This is a genomic window from Collimonas humicola (assembly GCF_018304945.1).
Classification (GTDB): Bacteria; Pseudomonadota; Gammaproteobacteria; order Burkholderiales; family Burkholderiaceae_D; genus Collimonas; species Collimonas humicola.
Map to the genome: position 1 here is coordinate 1,779,592 of NZ_JAGQEE010000001.1, position 20,781 is coordinate 1,800,372.

The window sequence follows — 20,781 nt, forward strand, 5'->3', positions numbered from 1 at the left end:
CGATTGCAGGCAACCGTGAATGCCCCTATCAGTCCCTAAGTGCCAAAGACAGCCTCATACCAATAGTTTTGGGGATCGTTGAACCATGGATCTGATTGCGACTGACATAAGGGCCGGAGACACTTTCGATCCAAACCATATCTGGCCATTAAGCCGACGAGCTCGTAAAAACTTGTTTTATCTATTGGTGCTTCCAAAGTTAACTCCAGGCCAGAGGGAGTGCCAACAACAGCCTTAACTGCGGGAATGGCTTTCAACCAAGCGAAGAAATAATCTTCATCAGGCTCACAATAGTAACGAAACGGCCCCGGAACCAACAGCATATTCATTCCTTTTTAAATTTGTTTCGATTATGGTGACCAATCAGTTCTATAGGCTCCGCTATGACTCGCCATCAATTTGACAGACACTTTAGACTGGCCGCAATTGGCCGTATTGAGCCGGTTGTGACCGGTTCAATTTGACAAAAAACGGTCAGTCAGTTTGTTCAAAAGCAGAAACGAAAACTATTCAGCTTTCTTGCCTTGCACCACTTCATTAAGCAATTCTGAAAAATTCAACATTGGGCTTTGTAACGAGGTGGCAGCATAACCACCATTGCATGCCGCCTTCAATTCGTCACCAGAGACATTGTCAAATTGAGTTCTCAATCCATTTGTCATCATCTCGGATATTTTTTCAGATTGTGCCGTAGCTTCAATTTGAGAAATACCTCGTATCTTCGCAATATGTTCGCTTGAAATTATTTTTAACTGCCTCAGAGCCGGCGAATTATTGCTATCCCATTGTGCGATTGCTTTAGTAAGTTCAGGAATAGATTCAGGAGAAGATGTTTTGCATTTTTCAATTAGGCGGTCATGCATCACTGCATAGTCCACTTGTGCCAGCTGTAATCTAGTAGAGATTTGCTCTGGCGGCGATGCTGAAGCGGATAATGGAAGAGACAAGACGAGTGTCAGTGTGACGAAAAATATTTTCATATGTCTCCTATTTCATTTCAAAAAAATGATACGTCGCGCAAAAGCTCCATTCTTGTGTATGCAGTTACAGATGCCAAAACGATGAGGATAACGCCACATCGGTACTGGGAAATACACCGTTTGTAACGCACCGCTGGACGGCAGAGGTGTATCAATCCGAGGCTCCATAGCATTCTACTTGTTATATATTGCAAAATAGCAATTTAACATGGAAATATGAGGAATATATGAAAACGCAAACCTAGCAGCATAGACGACCTCTGGCCTGAGCAGTAGCGCCTCCAATAAGGAGTCCAATAGCAGAGCTGTAAGATCCCGGGATTTACCGAGATCACACACAAAATCTCGGCTATTAACGGTTGTGACTAGATCTCGACGTATCGAAACGATTAGTTTTCGACTTTATTTGTTGGAGAAACGCCGAGTCCCCGTGCTTACGCTAATGTGTTTTCGACTTTGGACAATATGTACCTGAATCATCATGGTTTGGAACCCGCATGGACGCTATGGTCATGTTTTCGACTTTAAAAGACCGGAATATGAGAGCAGGCATATCAGCAGCAATTGACTATTGATATTTTAATTAAAATCAATTTTATCTATCAATAATTATCGAGAATAACAAAGACCAGAACCATACGCTCCCGTTCACCAATTGCAAAAATACAATACTGCAGCGACAATAGACAGACTATTGCAATGACGCAATGTCTACAGTTCTCGCGTCCCATGCCTACTATGAAAATAGCGCAAGAATACTGTGCGCCATCCTGCAGCTTGATTTTCATCCTCATCACATCAGGAATCTTTATGCAGCGTTCAGCGAAGATATTGGCAATCATATTAACGAGCTCATTTCTGACAGCCGCCGCCGTCGGTGCGGAAGAGACTTCTCTGAAAATTGCCGCAGCGGCAGGAAAATCCGTATGCGAATCAACTGTCCGCCAACTTGGCGAAACATCGCAAAAAATCGAGCTCTGCGTATCACAGGGGAATTTTGCACACGACGTTTACGTGTTGAAGATAGACGGAAAATCCATTCTCAAAGGTATTGATGACGAAACTACCAAAGGTATTGTCGCTACACAGCAAGGCGAGAAAATAAGCCTGATCTGCGTGCCGCAAATCGAGGCGCCGACAGAAGTAGCGCCGGAAAAAATCGAAGCGATGCAAAAATTGATGCCGGCGCTTTCTGCCGATGAAGCGAAAAAGGCAGCGATTTCAATCGATTCGGTGGAAACAGGCCGCCTGTGCACCGCTCAACGCGGAGACAATTCCCTGATCAGCGTACAGGTCGTCTTCAACTGAAAAGGCTGCTGCCATGCTGCATCCAGCAACAGTGCCACTGTTCTCTCGCTTTGCAGAAAAGCTGGCAAACGGCGAACCGTCAAACCCATACCTTGAAATGGCCGCGACGGTTTTTGTGGCTGCGGCTTTGATGGTATTCATCGCCAGATTCACGCGGCCCTTGTTGCGGACGCTGCTGTCTAAATTCCAGCCAAAATGATGCGCAATAATATGTCGTACCACTTCCTTTGCAGCGCCTTGCTGTCGCTGCTGATGATCACGGATGCTTCCGCCGAGATGTGGTCGCTCGCGGTATCGAAGCACCGGAGCGATGACCGGGTTATTATTTTCCGATACATATCCGAGTTTGCGCCGAACTTTGACCGGGCAGCAAAGCCGGCCCGCATTATCCTGGTCTGGAAATATGCCTCTGACAAAGGAATGCCGTCGACTGCGGAACAGGCCAGGATGAATGACCTGGAAAATCTGCTTCAGCCCGTGATAGAAAGCGATGACAGGGCCAACCTGGTCCTGGTTTCGACCGGGAACAATCTCAGGGAATGGACATACTATGCAAAATCGGAAAAGCAGTTTATCTCAGCGATTAACCAAGCCCTCGCCGGAAAGCCGCCATTTCCCATTGAAATTCATAGCGCCGCCGATCCGCAATGGTCAAGCTATGAAACATTGATAAAGAAGGTGAAATAGCAATAACGGGATCGGAAATGACGCTTGAATAAATCGCCGGCTTTTTTTGCGCCACTACAAATTGGCATCGGAAACGGCTGCAAAAGCGGCCGATAATGTGAGACGATTCAACTCCTGTTGCAGCGACAACGCGATACCAACCTGGAAAGCCAATATGACCCGCAACGTGCTCGACGAAGCCCAGATCCACCCCGCCATCCGCCAGACCATCGCCGACAAGCATGCCGACATCGTTCGCGAAGTGCAGGACGCCATCGCCAGCAACAAGGTAGTCGTGGTCGGCATGAGGCAAAACCCTTTTCCGCGCAAGGCGCGCAAGACGCTGGATGCGATTTCCGTGCCCTATAAATATCTTGAATACGGCAGCTACCTGGGTCAGTGGAAGCGCCGCAATGCTCTCAAGATGTGGACCGGCTGGCCGACTTTCCCGATGATATTCGTGAAGGGTGTGCTGGTGGGCGGCGCAACCGACTTGCAGCGCCTGATCGATAGCGGCGAGTTTGCGCGGATGATAGCCGACTGAGCTTAGGGCCTGTGCGTTAAGCGGCTACCAGATATAAGGCAGCAGACGATAGCGGACTTCCTGGCAGTAGGCCGCATATCCCGCCAGGTTCTTCCGCAAGAATTTTTCCTCGTCCAGCAGCCGCCAGATGAGCGCAGGCATGAACAGCAGCAGCACGATCAATCCCAGCCACGAGCCCAGCGCCAGCGGCATGCCGATCAGCAGCGGCAGCGAGCCGGCATACATCGGATGCCGCACCAGCGCGTACGGCCCGCTCGAAATGACCTGCTGTCCTTGGGCGACCTGGATCGTCGACGCGGCGTAGGTATTGGCCTTGAACACCATGAACACCAGTAGGAAGCTGAATCCGACCAGCACATCTCCTGCCAGCGACACATATGGCGGCGCCGGCGACCAGCCGAAACGATGGTCGAGGGCGGGAACAACAATCATGGCAATGAATCCCGTCATCGCAATGAGCATCACGACTTTTTGCGTACGCTCCTTCTCAGCTGTCGGCCCTGCACTCATGCGCCGTTCAAGGAGTTCAGGATCCTTGATGGCAAGATATACCGTGACTGCGGAGGATGCGCCTACGAAGACCGTCATGAACAGCCATCCCTGCCAATAATCCAGGGTCCCCGCCGGGATAAAAAGCAGGGCCGCCAGGGCGATGGTGCCAAGCACGCTCGCTCGCAGTGCCCGGATGTTTAGCGTATTCATTGCGCAATGATAGTCCTATCCGTTCCGCAAGTCCTGGCGTCGGAACGTAGGCTGAATTGACGTGAATTCGACAGCTGTTCTCCCTCAATTCAATGCCGCCGCGGCAGCTCGCCGCAAGCTCGGATTACAACCGGACAAGCTTGCCGGCAAAGAAGATAAATCAGTAAAAACGACTACGCCTGCAGGATTTCAATCAAAGAAAAAAGCGGCTTCGCACGGCGGTTTTCCTGACCGTCATCGAGCTTGAATTGCCCCACCACGCAACCTAGAATGACTTATTCCTTGCCGCTGTGAGCCGCGGCGACAAGCCCGTGTTCGTGCAACTGCTGCGGAGGTCGGTATGAGCTATCACCTGGAAGGTCGCCTGCTTGAGGTTTGCAATTGCAAGGTCCTGTGTCCCTGCTGGATCGGCGAAGATCCCGACAACGGCACCTGCGACACTATCGTCGCCTGGCGCATAGACAAGGGAATGGTCGACGGTGTCGATGTGGGCGGCAACACCATCGCGGCCGTGGCGCATGTGCCCGGCAATATTCTGCTAGGCAACTGGACTGCCGCCATCTACGTCGACGACCAAGCCTCCAAAGCGCAGGAAGAGGCGCTGCTGAAGGTCTACACCGGCAAGGCCGGCGGACCGGTCGCCGAGCTCGCCGCACTGATCGGCGAGGTGGTGTCGGTAGAGCGGGCGCCGATACGCTTCAACGTGAACGAAGGCAAGGGTGAACTTGCAATCGGCAACAACTACTACGCCGAACTCGATCCCTATCTCGGTGCGACCGGCGGCCAGACTACCCTCTCCGACACCGTGTTCTCGACGGTCCCGGGAGCGCCGGTGTTTGTCGGCAAGGCCCCCGTCTATCGATCCAAAAACGCGGCCCTCGGCATCGATCTCAACATCAAGAACCACAACGCCTTGCAGAGCATCTTCGTCTTCGACGCATGAACGCTTCGGCAGGCCCGCTGCCGCCCGGCAACGCCCGTCGCCGGCGGGTGTTCCTGCCGCTCCTGGCGGCGTTGATCGGGTTGGCGTGGCTGACGCTGTGGGCATGGGCGCGCAGTCCGTACGGACGCTATCTTGAGCACGGCGACTGGACCGCTTCGGGACCGGCGGCGTTTCTATGCCGCGTCGTTCCCGCCGGCGCCGTGGTCGTGCCGATGGCGCTCTACGCCGCTGCCTGGATACTCATGACGGCAGCCATGATGCTGCCAACCACCTTACCCTTGTTTAGCACCTTCGAGCGGCTGACGGCGCGGCGTCCGGACCATGGGCGCCTGCTGACGCTGCTCGGGCTGGGCTACATGACGGTGTGGGGCGCCTTCGGGCTGCTGGCGCACGCGCTGCATGGCGCAGTGCTGTTCTTGCTCGCCAACATACCCGTACTGGCTTGGCACGGCTGGCTGATCGGCGCCGCCACCATTGCGCTGGCCGGCGCCTTTCAGTTCAGCTCGCTCAAATACCGCTGCCTGGAAAAGTGCCGCACGCCCTTGAGTTTCGTGATCGAACGCTGGCGCGGGCAGGCGCAAGCGCGGCACGCGTTTATGCTTGGCCTGCGGCACGGCCTGTTCTGCGTCGGCTGCTGCTGGGCGCTGATGCTGTTGATGTTCGCGCTCGGCGCCGGCAGCCTTGGCTGGATGCTCCTGCTGGCGGCCGCGATGGCGATCGAAAAAAATGTGCGCTGGGGCCGGCGCCTCAGCGCGCCGCTCGGTATCGCGCTGCTGTCCTGGGCCGTGGTCCTGGTGGCGACCCATGCATGAAGAACGCAACAGCCTGTCCGCCTTGCAGACGATCATCCTCACTGCGGCGGCGATGCTCGCCTTCGCGGCCAATTCCCTGTTGTGCCGGCTGGCGCTGCAGCAAGGGGGCATCGATCCGGCCAGCTTTGCCAGCATCAGGCTGGTTTCCGGCGCGATCACGCTGGCCGCGATTGTGCGTTTTGTGCGCTTCAGGGCCGCACGCTCCTCGCCCGGCCATGCCGACTGGCTCGCCGCAGCCATGCTGTTTGCCTATGTCGCATTATTCTCCTTCGCATATCTCAGCTTGCCGGCAGGTACCGGCGCCTTGATTCTATTCGGCGCGGTGCAACTGACGATGTTCATCGTCGGCTTGCGCTCGGGCGAAATGTTCGGCGCCATTGCATGGCTAGGCCTTGCGCTGGCTGTCGCGGGGCTGGTCTACCTGGTGTCGCCGGGCGTGGCTGCGCCGCCGCTCCTTGGCGCCGCGTTGATGGCGGTTGCCGGCGTGGCGTGGGGCGTGTACTCGCTGCGCGGCCGTGGCGTGCCCGATCCGCTGGCCGCCACCGCGGGCAACTTCGCGCGGGCGGCGCCGCTGGCCCTGGTGCTGAGCTTGCTCTCCGTCGCCAATGCTTACGCGAATGCGGCCGGAGTGGTCCTGGCGATTGCCTCCGGCGCGCTCACCTCCGGCCTCGGGTATGTCATCTGGTATGCCGCGCTGAGCAGGCTTTCCGCCATGCGCGCGGCGACGGTGCAACTGTCGGTGCCGCTCATCGCCGCATTCGGCGGCGTGGCCTTCCTGTCGGAAGCAATCACGCCGCGCCTGGCGGCTGCCTCCGTGGCAATCCTTGGCGGCATTGCGCTGGTGCTGGCCAGCAGACAGAAGAAGCCGCGCCGCTAGCTGCAGTTGTGCGGCTGGCCATCTCAGACCTGGCTGCCGTATCCGTCGCGACGGCATATCAGCAGCCGGTTGCGGGTGCTCTCGGACCTGCTGCTGGAGCGCTTTCCCGAAGCCCGCATGAGCCCACGGCAGAGCGCCTGCCGGCTTTCAGCGGAGCGGACTGGAATCCTCGACCTGCAGCTTCGGTTTCCACAAGGACCAGCCGAGATTCATGCCCGCAGCGGCGACCAGGATGGCGGCGGCGCCCAGCAGCTGGCTCAGCTGCAGCCGGTGGCCGAAAGCCAGGTAGTCGACCAGGATGGCGACGATAGGATAGATGAAGGACAGTGAACCGGTCAGATGGGTCGGCAATTTCTGGATCGCGCCGTACAGCAGGATATACATCAGCCCGGTATGCACCACCCCCACCGCGAGCAGTATGCTCCAGGCATGGACGCCGGCCGGCAGCGCCGACAAATGCGCAAACGGCGCCAGCATCAGGATGCCGACGCAGACCTGGACCAGGGCGATCAGATGCGGCGGCGTGCCGGCCAGTTTCTTGGTGATGATGGCGGCGACGGCATAGCAGAACGCCGCGCCCAGCGCCATCACGATGCCGGCAAAATAGTTGCTGCCGCCGCCGGCAGCTTCCGGCTTGGCCTGCACGATCAGCAGCATGCCGATAAAGGCCAGCGTCAGCCAGGTCAGCTTGGCCACCGTCAGGCGCTCCGCGAAGAACACGGCGCCGAGCGCCACCAGCATGAAGGGCTGGGTGTTATACACCGCGGTGGAAATCGCAATCGACGCGCGCGAGTAGGAACCGAACAGCAGCAGCCAGTTGAGTACGATCGCCACGCCGCCGAGCGCCGCCAGGCCCAGCAGGCGCCAGTTGAAGGCGCCGCGCAGCAGCCCCAGCGCCGCGCACACCGCCAGCAGCGTCGCCGCGCCGAACACGCAGCGCCAGAACACCACGTCCGGCACCGGCTGGCCGGAGACCACCACGAACCAGCCTATGGTGCCGGAGATCACCATCGCCGCCGTCATCTCTATCGTGCCGCTTACTTTCTTGTCCATGCCTCTTCCCTGGAAAACGTCAGAAATTGATAATCGCATTTAGCCGCAAGGTTTTCCATGCCTACGGAAAGGATTTTTGCAGGATTTACCTTACTATATAAGGCAATATTGAAATTTTTCCAAGGAATCGAAAATGCTCAACAATATGGACCAGCGCATCCTGGAAATACTGCAGGGCGATGCGCGCATTTCGCTGAAGGACCTGGCCGCGCAAGTCGGCCTGTCCTCTCCCAGCGTCTCGGAACGCCTGCAGCGCCTGGAAGAGCGCGGCGTCATCCGCGCCTTCACCATCGACATCGATCCGCAAGCGCTGGGTTACCAGCTGCAAGCCATCGTCCGCATCCGTCCCTTGCCCGGCAAGCTGCTGATGGTGCAGAAGCTGATCGAGCAGACGCCCGAATTCTGCGAATGCGACAAGGTCACCGGCGAGGATTGCTTCATCGCCCGCCTGTTTGTGCGTTCGATAGCCCAGCTCGACCAGATCATCGACCGCATCGCCGACAAGGCCGAGACCAATACCGCCATCGTCAAGGCGCAGCCGATCAAGCGCCGGCCGCCGCCGTTCGGGCTGGCCTGAGCGCCCTGCTCATTCGTCGTTGAGAGCCTCGAAGCGCCGCGCCAGATAATCCACCAGGCTGCGCACCGACGGCAGCAAGCCGCGGCGCGACGGAAACACCAGGTGGATGATGTCCTTGCGCGGCGCCCAGGCCGGCAGCAGGCGCAGCAGACTGCCATCTGCCAGCTGATCTCGCACCATCATGCTCGGCAGCTGCACGATGCCGACCCCGGCCTGCGCCGCATCGCGCAGGGCGATCATGTCGCCGCTGAGGAAGCGCGGCGTGTGATGCACGCTGGCTTGCGCGCCGTCCGGGCCCAGCAGGTTCCAGACATGGGCCTGCTGCGGCGCCCCCAGCGCCAGGCTCGGCCAGTCGTTCAGCTCGGCCGGCGCACGCGGCAATGCACGCCCCTCGCACAGCAGCCGGCTGGCGACCAGGCACTGCCCGCGCTCGGCCAGCACCCGCAGCACCAGGTCGCTGTCGGCCAGCGGCGGCGGCCGCACACGGATCGCGATATCGATCGCTTCCGCCACCAGGTCGACGCGGCGATTGGTAGCTTCCAGATGCAGCGTGACGCGCGGATGGCTGACCATGAAGTCAGCCAGCATGACGCTGACATTCGCCTGCAGCAAAGTGACCGGGCAACTGATGCGGACGATGCCGCGCGGCTCGGCGCGGGTGATGTCGATCGCATCCTGGGCGCATTCGGCTTCCACCAGCATCGCCTTGCAATGCTCGTAGTAAGTCTGGCCGACTTCCGTCACTGAAAAGTGACGCGTGGTCCGTTGCAGCAGCCGCACACCGAGCCGCTCTTCGAGCAACACGACGCGCCGGCTGAGCTTGGATTTGGGCATGCCCAGCGCCCGCCCCGCCGGCGCAAAGCCGCCATGTTCGACTACCTGGGCATAGTAGTAGAGGTCGTTCAAGTCCTGCATCCGGCTCCTCCATCGTTCACAATATAGAACACTGAAGATGAATTTTACATCCTACCGCCTTCATCGTTCCTGCCCTATCATTCCTGCATCAACAATTTTTGCAAACTTTGCAAGGAGATGGAAATGAAAAAAGTCCTCGGCGTCTATAGCGCACCCCGACCACATTGGGTCGGCGACGGTTTTCCGGTGCGTTCGATGTTTTCCTACGACAGCCACGGCAAGCAGTTGAGCCCGTTCCTGCTGCTGGATCACGCCGGGCCTATCGATTTCAACCCGGCTAAGAAACCGCGCGGCGTCGGCCAGCATTCGCATCGCGGCTTTGAAACCGTGACCATCGTCTACAAGGGCGAGGTGGCGCACCGCGATTCGACCGGCCAGGGCGGCCTGATCGGCCCCGGCGATGTGCAGTGGATGACTGCCGGCGCAGGCATCCTGCATGAAGAGTTTCATTCGGAAGCGTTCACCCGGACCGGCGGCGCCATGGAAATGGTGCAGCTGTGGGTCAACCTGCCGGCCAAGGACAAGATGACGGCGCCCGGCTACCAGGCGATCCGCAATGCCGACATCCCGGTAGTGGCTTTGCCGGACCAGGCCGGCACGGTGCGCGTGATCGCCGGCAGTTTCGACGGCCATGCTGGCCCTGCGCGCACCTTCAGTCCGATGAACGTGTGGGACCTGCGGCTGGCACAGAACGGCGTGGCCGAACTGACGCTGCCGGATGGCTGGAACTCGGCGCTGGTCGTGCTGCGCGGCACGGTGCTGGTGAACGGCGAAACCGTCAGCCGTGAATCGCAGATGGTCCTACTGGACGCCAGCGGCAGCAAGGTCGCGCTGGAGGCCAACAACGACGCTGTGGTGCTGCTGCTGAGCGGCGAACCTATCGATGAGCCTATCGTCGGCCATGGTCCGTTCGTGATGAACAGCGAGGAAGAAATCGCCCAGGCCTTCACGGACTTCAAGAATGGGCGGTTTGTGCCGGCGCCGGCGCCGCAGTAAGCAGCCGGCTCGCACACTGTAGCAATATCCTGTCGGCCTTCCTGGCCGCCAGGATTTTTTTTAATCCCGCTTGACCCGCCCAAGGGCCGTGACCCGCGAAAACCATTGCCACATTGGCACTTCCCGGCAAGCGCAAGACGCCTCCGTGCCCCACTCCGGTGCAACATGCATTGCCAAGCCGCCAATGCATGTCAATCGCTAACATTTTGTTGGTGCTGGAACCCAACTACGAATAAACTTCATCCTTTGAGATGAAATTTCATCCCTCGGGATGGACGCGGCCTTCATCCAGGCAAGCATTGCCCGAAAAAATGAGCAATCCGCAAACTAATTCAGCTGATTCAGCGCGCCCTTAAGCTTGGTGAAAGCAAACACCAATATCATGTGGCGGCACCGACCAACGCATCAACCGCTAGGAGAGTTACAGTGACTGCAAGTAAATCGACCATCATCTACACCCTGACCGACGAGGCGCCGCTGCTGGCGACCGCTTCTTTTCTGCCTATCATCAAGACTTTCGCCGCACCGGCAGGCATAGCCGTCGTCAAGAGTGATATTTCGGTGGCAGCGCGGATTCTTGCCGAGTTCTCCGACAACCTCAAGCCAGAGCAGAAAGTGCCGGACAACCTGGCTGAACTGGGCCGGCTGACCCAGCTCCCCGACACCAACATCATCAAGCTGCCTAACATCAGCGCCTCGGTGCCGCAGCTGATCGCGGCGATCCGCGAACTGCAGGCCGGCGGCTACAACATCCCCGATTTCCCGGAAGATCCGAAGTCGGATGAAGACAAGGCAATCCAGAAGCGCTATTCGAAGATCATCGGCAGCGCCGTCAACCCGGTCCTGCGCGAAGGCAATTCCGACCGCCGCGCACCAGCCGCCGTCAAGCGCTACGCGCGCAAGCATCCGCACTCGATGTCCAAGTGGAGCCCGGCTTCGCGCACCCACGTGTCGCACATGCACGGCGGCGATTTCTACGCCAGCGAAAAGTGCATGACGCTGGCCGAAGCCTGCGACGTCCGCATGGAACTGGTCACCAAGGCCGGCGAAACCATCGTCCTGAAGAACAAGGTATCGCTGCTGGCCGGTGAAATCATCGACAGCATGTTCATGAGCAAGAAGGCCCTGTGCGCCTTCTACGAAGAGCAAATGGAAGATGCGCGCGAAACCGGCGTCATGCTGTCGCTGCACGTCAAGGCAACCATGATGAAGGTGTCGCACCCGATCGTGTTCGGCCACGCCGTCAAGATTTTCTACAAGGACGCTTTCGCCAAGCACGGCAAGCTGTTCGAAGAACTGGGCGTGAACGCCAACAACGGCCTCTCCAGCGTCTACGAAAAGATCGCCACCCTGCCGGAATCGAAGCGCGATGAAGTGATCAAGGACCTGCACGCCTGCCACGAGCACCGCCCGGAACTGGCGATGGTCGATTCGGCCAAGGGCATCTCCAACCTGCACGCGCCGAACGACGTCATCGTCGACGCTTCGATGCCTGCGATGATCCGCCTGGGCGGCAAGATGTGGGGCGCCGATGGCCGCCCGAAGGACACCAAGGCGGTGATCCCGGAAAGCACCTTCGCCCGCATCTATCAGGAAATGATCAATTTCTGCAAGACCAACGGCGCTTTCGACCCGACCACCATGGGCACCGTGCCGAACGTCGGCCTGATGGCGCAGAAGGCGGAAGAATACGGTTCGCACGACAAGACCTTTGAAGTGCCGGCCGACGGCGTGGCGCGCATCGTCAAGCTCGACGGCACCGTGCTGCTGGAACAGAACGTTGAGGAAGGCGATATCTGGCGCATGTGCCAGGTCAAGGACGAACCGATCCGCGACTGGGTCAAGCTGGCAGTCAACCGCGCGCGCCTGTCGGGCATGCCTGCGATCTTCTGGCTGGACGAGTACCGTCCGCACGAAGCCGAGCTGATCAAGAAGGTCCGCGCCTACCTGAAAGAATACGATCTTACCGGCCTGGATATCCAGATCATGTCGCAGGTACGCGCCATGCGCTACACGCTGGAACGCGTGATCCGCGGCAAGGACACCATCTCGGTCACCGGCAACATCCTGCGCGACTACCTGACTGACCTGTTCCCGATCATGGAACTGGGCACCAGCGCCAAGATGCTGTCGATCGTCCCGCTGATGGCTGGCGGCGGCATGTTTGAAACCGGCGCCGGCGGCTCCGCGCCTAAGCACGTCAAGCAGCTGGTGGAAGAAAACCACCTGCGCTGGGATTCGCTGGGTGAATTCCTGGCGCTGGCGGTATCGCTGGAAGACATGGGCATCAAGACCGGCAACAACAAGGCCAAGATCCTGGCGAAAACCCTGGACGATGCTACCGGCAAGCTGCTCGACAACAACCAGTCGCCATCGCCGCGCACCGGCGAACTGGACAACCGCGGCAGCCAGTTCTACCTGGCCCTGTACTGGGCGCAGGCGCTGGCGGCACAAACCGAAGACAAGGAACTGCAAGCGCATTTCGCGCCGCTGGCCAAGACCCTGACCGAGAACGAGCAAAAGATCGCCGCCGAACTCAAGGATGTGCAAGGCCATGCGGTGGATATCGGCGGCTATTTCCTGCCCGACCCGAAGAAGATGGAAGCCGTCATGTGCCCAAGCGCGACCTTCAATGCTGCATTGAGCGCCGCGCAGGTCTGAAGGTAAAGCCGGCAGATGGATCTGCGCAGCGCTGCGGATCCATGCCGGCAAGCCGCGATTGCCGGATGTAAATTCGGCATGCATGAAAAACGCCCCGTTCGCGTGAGCAAACGGGGCGTTTTTTTGCATCCGGCTGATGGCAGTGATTTGCCGTGCTTTGACGATGCCCTGCCAATGGCGGCGTTTACCGATAGAGGAGAAGACTCCCGAGACCCAGTCCTATCTGGAAAGTGGCCCCGGCGAAAGGTGAATCTACTCGTCTATCAGCTCCTGCAAGGAAACGGCTGCGCCCGACAATGCGGCGGATGGCGGCATTCTCACCGATAAAGGAGAAGACTCCCGAAACCCAGTCCTATCTGGAAAGTGGCCCCGGCGAAAGGTGAATCTACTCGTTTATCGGCTCCTGCAAGGAAAACGGCTGCGCCCGACAATGCAGCGGATGGCGGCATTCTCACCGATAAAGGAGGAGACTCCCGAAACCCAGTCCTATCTGGAAAGTGGCCCCGGCGAAAGGTGAATCTACTCGTTTATCGGCTCCTGCAAGGAAAACGGCTGCGCCCGACAATGCGGCGGATGGCGGCATTCTCACCGATAAAGGAGGAGACTCCCGAAACCCAGTCCTATCTGGAAAGTGGCCTCGGCGAAAGGTGAATCTACTCGTTTATCGGTTCCGGCAAGGAGAACGATCATGCCACGATAGCGGCGACTCCATGGAAATCATGCGGACGTGAAAACACACGTTGCACATCAGGAGAAAAATCAAGGTGGGATTTTCTTACTGAACCGGCCAGGAAGGCAATAATACCTTCCTGGCCTGGCATTTGGAGCGGGAGAAGAGGCTCGAACTCTCGACCTCAACCTTGGCAAGGTTGCGCTCTACCAACTGAGCTACTCCCGCGTAAGGAGTTTTTGGAGGCGGGGGTCGGGATCGAACCGGCGTAAACGGCTTTGCAGGCCGCTGCATAACCACTTTGCTACCCCGCCAGGGGTGTTGCGCCAAAATACTAAATCAATATCGGTGTATCACCTTCTACAACCGATATCTCGTTCAAACTTAATAAAAAAAGGAAGCTTTGCCAGCTTCCTTTTTTTGAATCTGGAGCGGGAGAAGAGGCTCGAACTCTCGACCTCAACCTTGGCAAGGTTGCGCTCTACCAACTGAGCTACTCCCGCATTTTGTTTCTTTTTACTACGCCATTTCTGCATCAACTACAGAGACGACATTATAGTTGATCTACAGAGTTTGTCAACGAAATTTGAAATTTTTCACCAACTTTTTTCAAATCGCCGACTTTTACTTCACGGCTTGTTGTTTTCACTGCTTACCGCCGTACTCTCTTTGATTAATGGCCAGGCTTTACGCAAATAGTAAAACATCGACCAGACCGTGAGCACTGCTGCAATCAGTAAAAGCACCTGCCCCCAGAAACGGGTGTCGATGCCAAACAGACCGCCATAATACAGCAACATTGGGATTGCCACCATCTGTGCGGTGGTTTTAATTTTACCGATGGAGCTGACCGCGACCGATTTCGAGGCGCCGATTTGCGCCATCCATTCGCGCAGCGCGCTGATCGCAATCTCGCGGCCGATGATGACGAAAGCGATGATCGGATCGACCCGCTGCAGATGCACCAGCACCAGCAAGGCTCCGGCGACCATCAGCTTGTCGGCGACCGGATCGAGGAAGGCGCCGAAAGCCGAAGTCTGGTTCCAGCGCCGCGCCAGGAAGCCGTCGAACCAGTCGGTCACTGCAGCGACGATAAAAATGATGGTCGAAGCCAGGCCCAATTGCAATATTGAAAAACCGTGGAAGCCAAGCTCAGGAAGATAGAAAACGCCGACCACCAGCGGGATCAATGCGACCCGCAGCCAGGTCAGTAAAATCGGAATATTAAATGGCATAAATAGTTTGATTGATAAGGAAGCCGCTGCGCTAATTATCTAGGAGTATGAAGCTATTGGGAAATAAAACCTGCAAAAGCAACAAGCAGCGCCTCAATTGCAACACATGTCCGATTGCCGCTTGATTTACCGGATGTGTCCAAGGTCAATATCAGCTTTCCCCGGCTCAATGCAGCTGCCGATAGATTTCCTCGGCCAGCTGCCGCGAGATCCCTTCCACCGAAGCGATATCCTCGATGCTGGCGTCGGCCACGCCGCGCAGGCCGCCGAAGCGCGCCAGCAGCTTCTGGCGGCGTTTGGCGCCGATGCCTTCGATCTCTTCCAGGCGCGAGCTCTGGCGCGCCTTGGCGCGTTTGGCGCGCATGCCGGTGATGGCGAAACGGTGCGCCTCGTCGCGGATCTGTGCGATCAGCATCAGGGCGGCCGATTCCTTCCCCAGCTCGCGCGCGGCGCGGCCGTCGGCGAAGATCAGGGTTTCCAGGCCGACCTTGCGGCCCTCCCCCTTGGCAACGCCGACGATCAGGCTGATGTCCAGGCCCAGTTCGGCCAGCACCTGGCGCGCCATTTCCACCTGGCCCTTGCCGCCGTCGATCAGCACGATATCCGGCATGACGCCGTCGCCGTTCGCCACTTTTTCATAGCGGCGCATCAGCACCTGGCGCATCGCCGCGTAATCGTCGCCGGGGGTGATGTCCTTGATGTTGTAGCGGCGGTATTCGCCGTTCTGCATCGCATGGTGATGGAACACCACGCAGGAGGCCTGGGTCGCTTCGCCCGAGGTGTGGCTGATGTCGAAACACTCTGCGCGCAAACTGTCGATATCTTCCACTTCCAGGCCCAGCACTTCGACCAGGGCGCGCGTCCTGGCTTGCTGCGAGCCCTGCTCCGACAACAGCCGCGCCAGCGAGATCTCGGCGCCCTTGTGCGCCATTTCCAGCCATTGGCGGCGCTGACCCTGCGGCTGGAACAGCAGGTTGATGCGGTGGCCGCATTGCTCCATCAGCGCCACCATCAGCGCCGGTTCGTCGAATTCGGTGTTGAGGATCAGGATGCCGGGAATGAACATGTCGATGTAGTGCTGCGCCAGGAAGGCCTTCAGCACAGCTGCCTCGATCGACTCGCCGGAGGCTTCCTCCGGACTCGACAAGGCGCCGTCGACATGGCTGGGGAAATACGCGCGGTCGCCCAGGTGGCGGCCGCCGCGCACCATCGCCAGGTTGACGCAGGCGCGTCCGCCCTGGACGATGACGGCGATGATGTCGATATCGCTGTCGCCCACGGTTTCCATGCTTTGCTGGTGCAGCACGCGCGACAGCGAAGTGATCTGGTTGCGCACGCCGGCCGCCTGCTCGAATTTCAGCTCCGCCGCATAGGCGTGCATCTTTTGCTCAAGCGCGGACAGCACTTCAGTCTGGCGGCCGCGCAGGAACTTGGCGGCATTGTCGACATCGGTCTGGTAGTCTTCATGGCTGACCAGCTTGACGCAGGGCGCGCTGCAGCGCTGGATCTGGTGCAGCAGGCAAGGCCGCGTACGGTTGGCGAACACGCTGTCCTCGCAAGTGCGCAGCAGGAAAACCTTCTGCAGGATCTGCATCGATTCCTTGACAGCCCAGGCATTTGGAAACGGACCGAAGTACTGGTTCTTCTTGTCGACCGCGCCGCGGTAGTAGGCCATGCGCGGATATTCCTGGTTGCTGATCTTGAGGTAGGGATAGGACTTGTCGTCGCGGAACAGGATGTTGTAGCGCGGCTGCAGCGACTTGATCAGGTTGCTTTCCAGGATCAGCGCCTCGGCTTCGCTGCGCGTCACCGTGGTCTCCAGGCGGGCGATGCGCTCCACCATCATGGCGGTGCGCGGGCTGGCCAGGTTCTTCTGGAAATAACTCGATACGCGCTTCTTCAAGTCGCGCGCCTTGCCGACATACAGGATATTGTCGGCGGCGTCGAAATAGCGGTAGACGCCGGGCAGGTTCGGCAGCTTGGCGACGGTTTCCAGCACCAGCGCGCGCGGATCGGGCAGTTCAGCTTCAGTCATGGCTTTCTGCTCATTCAGGCCAGCAATGATTGCGCCAGCGACCTGGCAGCCTGGTAGCGGGCGTCGGCCTGCAATGCCTCCCAGCCGAGCGCCGCGCCTTGCGGCAGCAGCGCCATCAGGCGCGCACGCGAGGCAGCGGCACGATCGTCGTCGGCAACGCCGCCGAGCCCGCCCAGCAACTGGTCGGCCTTGTCCGGCGAATTGCAGATCAGGACCACATCGCAGCCGGCTGCCAATGCAGCCTTGGCGCCATCCAGCACGCCGCCGGCCGAACTGGCTGCCTGCATGCTGAGGTCGTCGCTGAAAATCACGCCGCCGAAACCGACATCCTGGCGCAGGATGTCCAGCCATTTTTTTGAAAAGCCGGCCGAGTGCCGGTCCACCTTGGAATAGATCACGTGCGCCGGCATCACCGCCGCCAGGCTCATGCCGAGCCAGTCGTAGGGCTTGACGTCCTCTTCCATGATCTGCTCCAGGCTGCGTTCGTCGATCGGCAGCGACAGATGCGAATCGCCTTCGACAAAACCATGGCCGGGGAAATGCTTGCCGCAATTCGCCATGCCGGCCAGCGCCAGGCCGTGGTTCAGGCTTTTCGCCAGCAGCGTCACCACGCGCGCATCGCGGTGGAAGGCGCGTTCGCCGATGACGGTGGAATCGCCGTAATCGAGATCCAGCACCGGCGTAAACGACAGGTCGACGCCGCAGGCGCGCAGCTCGCTGGCCAGCACGAAGCCGACTGCGGTGGCGGCCTTGGTCGCCGCCAGCACATCACGGTCCCACAACTGCCCGAGCAGGCGCATCGCCGGCAGGCGGGTGAAGCCGTCAGTGCGGAAACGCTGGACGCGGCCGCCTTCATGATCGACCGCAATCAGGATGCCAGGCCGTGCAGCATGGATCGCCGCAGTCAGCGCGCACAGCTGGGCGCGGTCCTGGTAATTGCGGGTAAACAGGATCACGCCGCCGGTAAGCGGGTGCTGGATGCGGCGGATATCGTCCGCGCTCAGGCTGGCGCCAACGACGTCCAGCATGACCGGGCCCAGCGCCGTTTTTGCTACAGGATTGCCGCCACTCATTTTTGCTCCACGCGATGTTGTTCCACAATGACAAAGGCGACCGCGTATTCGACCTCGTCGGTGATCGACACCTGCGCAGTCAAGCCCTTCTGTTGCATGTATTCTTCCAGCGCCGGATTGACCACCACGATCGGCTTGCCGCTGGGCGCATTCAAGGTTTGCATGGCGCGCCAGGTCATCGGCATCTTCATGCCCAGCCCGAGTGCCTTGGAAAACGCTTCCTTGGCAGCGAAGCGGGTGGCCAGGAAACGAATCCCGCGCGCTTCCACCTTGGCTTTGCGCTGCAGGTACTTTTCCATCTCTTGCGGGCCGAGGATCTTTTGCGCGAAACGGTCGCCGTTACGCTGCAACGCCGCCGCGATGCGCGGAATCTGGATGATGTCGGTGCCGATGCCGTAGATCATGCTGATTTTTTCCTGTTGAAATTTCATAAAACACGACAAAACTACAACCCGGTTTTTCGTCGCGCTTAACAAATGTAGCTAACTGGGGTCAGAGTGAACTTTCTGCATGCCTTTTGCAGAAACTTCACTCTGACCCCACTTAGCGGGCTACGGAGTGCGTGCCGTGTCGCGTAAAAAACCCGCACATCGCACTCTATTTTCTCCGAATCCGTCATGTGGGGTCAGAGTCGAGTTTCGCGAAAAAGCACCGCGAAAGTCGACTCTGACCCCAGATGACTCTGTCAGCTTAGCACCATGTTCAATTCGGTTTTGCCGGATGCGCCAAACGCGCCTTCACCATCAACGCCTTCATTTCGCTGACCGCAGCCTGCCAGCCGACGAACACTGCATGCGCCACGATGGCATGGCCGATGTTCAGTTCGGCGATATCTGCAATCGCCGCGATGGCCTGCACATTGGTGTAATGCAGGCCGTGGCCGGCATTCACCTTGAGGCCGCGCCGCACGCCCTCTTGCACCGCGCGCTGCACCCGCTCCAGTTCGGCGCGCTGTTCCGCGTCATCATGCGCTTCGGCATAGCGGCCGGTGTGCAGTTCGATCACCGGCGCGCCGGCTTCGGCGGCGGCCTGGATCTGGTCGGCTTCGGGATCGATGAACAGGCTGACGCGTATGCCCTCGCCTTGCAGCTGGCGCACCGCAGCCTGCACCTGGGTGAAATATTTCACCACGTCGAGGCCGCCTTCGGTAGTCAGCTCATGACGGCGTTCCGGCACCAGGCAGGAATCCTGCGGCTTGATCTTGCAAGAGAAATCGATCATTTCCTGTGTCACCGCGGCTTCCAGGTTCATGCGCGTGCGCAGTTGCGGACGAATCGCTTCAACGTCGGCGTCGCGGATATGGCGGCGGTCTTCACGCAGATGCAGGGTGATGGCGTCGGCGCCGGCCTCTTCCGCCAGCAGCGCCGCCCGCAAAGGATCTGGATAAGTAGTGCCGCGCGCATTGCGCAGCGTCGCCACGTGATCGATATTGATGCCAAGGTCGATGATCGACGATGTTGGATTGAGATAGCTCATCGGTTGCTCAGTGTATGGATGGAGTTTATCGAGTATCAAGACTGCATTAATTCTGGCGCGCTGGCAATGCCGGCGTCTCTGGCGAGGCCATTGCATGCCGCTTCCAGTTCAACACAAAGAATGCCACGGCGCCGGCCACCAGTCCCCAGAATGCGGCGCCGACGCCAAACAGGGTAACACCCGAGGCGGTAACCAGAAAGGTGATCAGCGCCGCTTCGCGCTGGGCGTCGTTAGCCATCGCCATGGTCAGGCTGTTGGCAATGGTGCCGAACAGCGCTAGGCCGGCGATCGCCAGCACCAGTTCCTGCGGGAAAGCGGCGAACAAGGCGCCAACGGTGGCGCCGAACACGCCCACCAGCAAATAGAAGCCGCCGGCCGCCACTGCCGCCCAGTAGCGCTTGGCCGGATCTTCATGGGCTTCCTTGCCCATGCAGATAGCGGCGGTGATGGCGGCCAGGTTGAGCGAGAAGCAGCCGAACGGCGCCAGCACCAGCGTGGTCAGCCCGGTCCAGGTCATCAGCGGGGAAATCGGCGTGCGGTAGCCGGAAGCGCGGATCACGGCGACGCCGGGCGCATTTTGCGACGCCATGGTGACCACGAACAAGGGAATGCCGACGCCGATGATGGTCGACCAGGAAAAGCTCGGCATGGTGAATGCCGGCGCCGCCCAGGCGAAATGGAAATGTTCGAAATGCAGCAGGCCGCGGCCGGCCGCCAGGGCGACGCCGATCAGCAGCACGACGATGATGGCGTAGCGCGGCAGCCAGCGCTTGCACAGCAGGTAGGCCATGAACATGGCGAACACCATGATGAATTGCGGCTTCATGGCGACGAATACGTTCATGCCGAAATGGGCCAGGATGCCCGCCAGCATGGCGGCCGCGATCGACAGCGGGATCTTGCCCATGGCGCGCTCGAACCAGCCGGTGACGCCGCACAAACTGACCAGGGCGGCGGCGAACATGAAGGCGCCGATCGCTTCCGCCATCGGAATCCCGGACAGGCTGGTGACCAGCAAGGCAGCGCCTGGCGTCGACCATGCGGTCACTACCGGGGCCTTGTAGCGCAGCGACAAGCCGATGCAGGTCAACCCCATGCCGAGGCCCAGCGCCAGCATCCATGAACTGATCTGCTGTGGCGTGGCGCCGGCGGCGGCTGCGGCCTGCAAGACGATGACTGCGGAACTCGTGAAACCTACCAGCACCGTAACAAAACCGGCTGCGACGCTAGACCAGGGGAAATTTTTCATCGGCTATCA

Annotated in this window: 22 protein-coding genes and 3 tRNA genes; 11 read left to right on the plus strand and 14 right to left on the minus strand. The window is 59.1% G+C overall.

Annotated elements, in window-relative coordinates:
• Window positions 1–35: 35 nt before the first annotated feature.
• Both KHU30_RS08005 and KHU30_RS08010 read right to left on the minus strand, forming a co-directional pair.
• Window positions 36–323, minus strand: a complete 288-nt coding sequence (locus KHU30_RS08005; protein ID WP_211442011.1) for a hypothetical protein — start codon at window positions 321–323, stop codon at window positions 36–38.
• Window positions 324–506: 183 nt separating this feature from the next.
• Complete coding sequence (locus KHU30_RS08010) at window positions 507–980, minus strand: hypothetical protein (RefSeq protein WP_211442012.1); 474 nt, start codon at window positions 978–980, stop codon at window positions 507–509.
• Window positions 981–1,790: 810 nt separating this feature from the next.
• On the opposite strand from KHU30_RS08010, the gene KHU30_RS08015 reads away from it, so the two are divergent.
• The 4 genes from KHU30_RS08015 to KHU30_RS08030 all read left to right on the plus strand — a co-directional run bounded on the left by KHU30_RS08015 (window position 1,791) and on the right by KHU30_RS08030 (window position 3,498).
• The gene (locus tag KHU30_RS08015; RefSeq protein WP_211442013.1) at window positions 1,791–2,288 is read left to right on the plus strand and encodes a hypothetical protein; all 498 of its coding nucleotides are present in this window, start codon (window positions 1,791–1,793) and stop codon (window positions 2,286–2,288) included.
• Between the two features lie 13 nt (window positions 2,289–2,301).
• Entirely contained in the window at window positions 2,302–2,487 is a 186-nt protein-coding gene (locus KHU30_RS08020; RefSeq protein ID WP_211442014.1) for a hypothetical protein, read from the plus strand.
• Complete coding sequence (locus KHU30_RS08025) at window positions 2,484–2,975, plus strand: DUF695 domain-containing protein (protein WP_211442015.1); 492 nt, start codon at window positions 2,484–2,486, stop codon at window positions 2,973–2,975. The genes KHU30_RS08020 and KHU30_RS08025 overlap by 4 nt, the downstream gene beginning before the upstream one ends.
• A gap of 154 nt (window positions 2,976–3,129) precedes the next feature.
• Window positions 3,130–3,498: a glutaredoxin domain-containing protein gene (locus KHU30_RS08030; RefSeq protein WP_211442016.1), complete on the plus strand. Its 369-nt coding sequence runs from the start codon at window positions 3,130–3,132 to the stop codon at window positions 3,496–3,498.
• 24 nt (window positions 3,499–3,522) lie between these two features.
• Here KHU30_RS08030 and KHU30_RS08035 read toward each other — a convergent pair whose 3' ends face one another.
• Entirely contained in the window at window positions 3,523–4,200 is a 678-nt protein-coding gene (locus tag KHU30_RS08035) for a methyltransferase family protein (RefSeq protein ID WP_211442017.1), read from the minus strand.
• Between the two features lie 61 nt (window positions 4,201–4,261).
• Here KHU30_RS08035 and KHU30_RS08040 point away from each other — a divergent pair, with 61 nt between their 5' ends.
• The 4 genes from KHU30_RS08040 to KHU30_RS08055 all read left to right on the plus strand — a co-directional run bounded on the left by KHU30_RS08040 (window position 4,262) and on the right by KHU30_RS08055 (window position 6,832).
• Window positions 4,262–4,447 carry a hypothetical protein gene (locus KHU30_RS08040; protein WP_211442018.1) on the plus strand — a complete coding sequence of 62 codons (186 nt, stop codon included), beginning with the start codon at window positions 4,262–4,264 and terminating at the stop codon, window positions 4,445–4,447.
• A 93-nt stretch (window positions 4,448–4,540) separates the two neighbouring features.
• On the plus strand, window positions 4,541–5,143 hold the full coding sequence (locus KHU30_RS08045; RefSeq protein ID WP_211442019.1) for a DUF1326 domain-containing protein: 603 nt from the start codon (window positions 4,541–4,543) through the stop codon (window positions 5,141–5,143).
• A complete protein-coding gene (locus KHU30_RS08050; RefSeq protein ID WP_211442020.1) occupies window positions 5,140–5,955 on the plus strand; it encodes a DUF2182 domain-containing protein in 816 nt (271 codons plus the stop codon). The genes KHU30_RS08045 and KHU30_RS08050 overlap by 4 nt, the downstream gene beginning before the upstream one ends.
• Complete coding sequence (locus KHU30_RS08055; protein WP_211442021.1) at window positions 5,948–6,832, plus strand: DMT family transporter; 885 nt, start codon at window positions 5,948–5,950, stop codon at window positions 6,830–6,832. The genes KHU30_RS08050 and KHU30_RS08055 overlap by 8 nt, the downstream gene beginning before the upstream one ends.
• A gap of 147 nt (window positions 6,833–6,979) precedes the next feature.
• Here KHU30_RS08055 and KHU30_RS08060 read toward each other — a convergent pair whose 3' ends face one another.
• Window positions 6,980–7,885, minus strand: a complete 906-nt coding sequence (locus KHU30_RS08060) for a DMT family transporter (RefSeq protein ID WP_211442022.1) — start codon at window positions 7,883–7,885, stop codon at window positions 6,980–6,982.
• Window positions 7,886–8,018: 133 nt separating this feature from the next.
• On the opposite strand from KHU30_RS08060, the gene KHU30_RS08065 reads away from it, so the two are divergent.
• Window positions 8,019–8,462 carry an Lrp/AsnC family transcriptional regulator gene (locus KHU30_RS08065; protein ID WP_211442023.1) on the plus strand — a complete coding sequence of 148 codons (444 nt, stop codon included), beginning with the start codon at window positions 8,019–8,021 and terminating at the stop codon, window positions 8,460–8,462.
• A 9-nt stretch (window positions 8,463–8,471) separates the two neighbouring features.
• Here the strand turns inward: KHU30_RS08065 and KHU30_RS08070 are convergent, their stop codons facing one another.
• Window positions 8,472–9,377 (minus strand): LysR family transcriptional regulator, encoded by a 906-nt coding sequence (locus KHU30_RS08070; protein WP_211442024.1) that lies wholly within the window; start codon window positions 9,375–9,377, stop codon window positions 8,472–8,474.
• A 123-nt stretch (window positions 9,378–9,500) separates the two neighbouring features.
• Here KHU30_RS08070 and KHU30_RS08075 point away from each other — a divergent pair, with 123 nt between their 5' ends.
• Both KHU30_RS08075 and KHU30_RS08080 read left to right on the plus strand, forming a co-directional pair.
• Entirely contained in the window at window positions 9,501–10,373 is an 873-nt protein-coding gene (locus KHU30_RS08075) for a pirin family protein (RefSeq protein WP_211442025.1), read from the plus strand.
• A gap of 426 nt (window positions 10,374–10,799) precedes the next feature.
• Window positions 10,800–13,034 (plus strand): NADP-dependent isocitrate dehydrogenase, encoded by a 2,235-nt coding sequence (locus KHU30_RS08080; protein ID WP_211442026.1) that lies wholly within the window; start codon window positions 10,800–10,802, stop codon window positions 13,032–13,034.
• Between the two features lie 822 nt (window positions 13,035–13,856).
• On the opposite strand, the gene KHU30_RS08085 is transcribed toward KHU30_RS08080, so the two are convergent.
• From KHU30_RS08085 to KHU30_RS08125, 9 genes are all read right to left on the minus strand, one after another.
• Window positions 13,857–13,932 (minus strand) — tRNA-Gly (locus KHU30_RS08085).
• A gap of 12 nt (window positions 13,933–13,944) precedes the next feature.
• Window positions 13,945–14,018, minus strand: a tRNA-Cys gene (locus tag KHU30_RS08090).
• Between the two features lie 113 nt (window positions 14,019–14,131).
• Window positions 14,132–14,207: transfer RNA gene (locus tag KHU30_RS08095), tRNA-Gly, on the minus strand.
• 126 nt (window positions 14,208–14,333) lie between these two features.
• Entirely contained in the window at window positions 14,334–14,939 is a 606-nt protein-coding gene (pgsA, locus tag KHU30_RS08100; protein WP_211442027.1) for a CDP-diacylglycerol--glycerol-3-phosphate 3-phosphatidyltransferase, read from the minus strand.
• Between the two features lie 166 nt (window positions 14,940–15,105).
• Window positions 15,106–16,974: an excinuclease ABC subunit UvrC gene (gene uvrC, locus KHU30_RS08105; RefSeq protein ID WP_211442028.1), complete on the minus strand. Its 1,869-nt coding sequence runs from the start codon at window positions 16,972–16,974 to the stop codon at window positions 15,106–15,108.
• A gap of 14 nt (window positions 16,975–16,988) precedes the next feature.
• Window positions 16,989–18,047: a beta-N-acetylhexosaminidase gene (gene nagZ / locus KHU30_RS08110; protein WP_230427233.1), complete on the minus strand. Its 1,059-nt coding sequence runs from the start codon at window positions 18,045–18,047 to the stop codon at window positions 16,989–16,991.
• Window positions 18,044–18,451 carry a holo-ACP synthase gene (gene acpS, locus KHU30_RS08115; protein WP_211442277.1) on the minus strand — a complete coding sequence of 136 codons (408 nt, stop codon included), beginning with the start codon at window positions 18,449–18,451 and terminating at the stop codon, window positions 18,044–18,046. Before acpS ends, nagZ begins: the two co-directional genes overlap by 4 nt.
• Window positions 18,452–18,749: 298 nt before the next feature.
• Entirely contained in the window at window positions 18,750–19,523 is a 774-nt protein-coding gene (pdxJ, locus tag KHU30_RS08120) for a pyridoxine 5'-phosphate synthase (protein WP_211442029.1), read from the minus strand.
• 46 nt (window positions 19,524–19,569) lie between these two features.
• On the minus strand, window positions 19,570–20,772 hold the full coding sequence (locus KHU30_RS08125; RefSeq protein WP_211442030.1) for a benzoate/H(+) symporter BenE family transporter: 1,203 nt from the start codon (window positions 20,770–20,772) through the stop codon (window positions 19,570–19,572).
• Between the last annotated feature and the right edge of the window lie 9 nt (window positions 20,773–20,781).

Excerpts from the sequence above, each read along its gene's own strand:
- KHU30_RS08030 (WP_211442016.1), top strand. The coding sequence starts at position 3,130 with ATGACCCGCAACGTGCTCGACGAAGCCCAGATCCACCCCGCCATCCGC.
- KHU30_RS08020 (WP_211442014.1), top strand. The coding sequence starts at position 2,302 with ATGCTGCATCCAGCAACAGTGCCACTGTTCTCTCGCTTTGCAGAAAAG.
- KHU30_RS08060 (WP_211442022.1), bottom strand. The coding sequence starts at position 7,885 with ATGGACAAGAAAGTAAGCGGCACGATAGAGATGACGGCGGCGATGGTG.
- KHU30_RS08075 (WP_211442025.1), top strand. The coding sequence starts at position 9,501 with ATGAAAAAAGTCCTCGGCGTCTATAGCGCACCCCGACCACATTGGGTC.
- KHU30_RS08025 (WP_211442015.1), top strand. The coding sequence starts at position 2,484 with ATGATGCGCAATAATATGTCGTACCACTTCCTTTGCAGCGCCTTGCTG.
- nagZ (WP_230427233.1), bottom strand. The coding sequence starts at position 18,047 with ATGAGTGGCGGCAATCCTGTAGCAAAAACGGCGCTGGGCCCGGTCATG.
- KHU30_RS08015 (WP_211442013.1), top strand. The coding sequence starts at position 1,791 with ATGCAGCGTTCAGCGAAGATATTGGCAATCATATTAACGAGCTCATTT.
- uvrC (WP_211442028.1), bottom strand. The coding sequence starts at position 16,974 with ATGACTGAAGCTGAACTGCCCGATCCGCGCGCGCTGGTGCTGGAAACC.
- KHU30_RS08065 (WP_211442023.1), top strand. The coding sequence starts at position 8,019 with ATGCTCAACAATATGGACCAGCGCATCCTGGAAATACTGCAGGGCGAT.
- pgsA (WP_211442027.1), bottom strand. The coding sequence starts at position 14,939 with ATGCCATTTAATATTCCGATTTTACTGACCTGGCTGCGGGTCGCATTG.
- KHU30_RS08005 (WP_211442011.1), bottom strand. The coding sequence starts at position 323 with ATGCTGTTGGTTCCGGGGCCGTTTCGTTACTATTGTGAGCCTGATGAA.
- KHU30_RS08050 (WP_211442020.1), top strand. The coding sequence starts at position 5,140 with ATGAACGCTTCGGCAGGCCCGCTGCCGCCCGGCAACGCCCGTCGCCGG.
- KHU30_RS08045 (WP_211442019.1), top strand. The coding sequence starts at position 4,541 with ATGAGCTATCACCTGGAAGGTCGCCTGCTTGAGGTTTGCAATTGCAAG.
- pdxJ (WP_211442029.1), bottom strand. The coding sequence starts at position 19,523 with ATGAGCTATCTCAATCCAACATCGTCGATCATCGACCTTGGCATCAAT.
- KHU30_RS08125 (WP_211442030.1), bottom strand. The coding sequence starts at position 20,772 with ATGAAAAATTTCCCCTGGTCTAGCGTCGCAGCCGGTTTTGTTACGGTG.
- KHU30_RS08035 (WP_211442017.1), bottom strand. The coding sequence starts at position 4,200 with ATGAATACGCTAAACATCCGGGCACTGCGAGCGAGCGTGCTTGGCACC.
- KHU30_RS08010 (WP_211442012.1), bottom strand. The coding sequence starts at position 980 with ATGAAAATATTTTTCGTCACACTGACACTCGTCTTGTCTCTTCCATTA.
- acpS (WP_211442277.1), bottom strand. The coding sequence starts at position 18,451 with ATGATCTACGGCATCGGCACCGACATCATCCAGATTCCGCGCATCGCG.
- KHU30_RS08070 (WP_211442024.1), bottom strand. The coding sequence starts at position 9,377 with ATGCAGGACTTGAACGACCTCTACTACTATGCCCAGGTAGTCGAACAT.
- KHU30_RS08055 (WP_211442021.1), top strand. The coding sequence starts at position 5,948 with ATGCATGAAGAACGCAACAGCCTGTCCGCCTTGCAGACGATCATCCTC.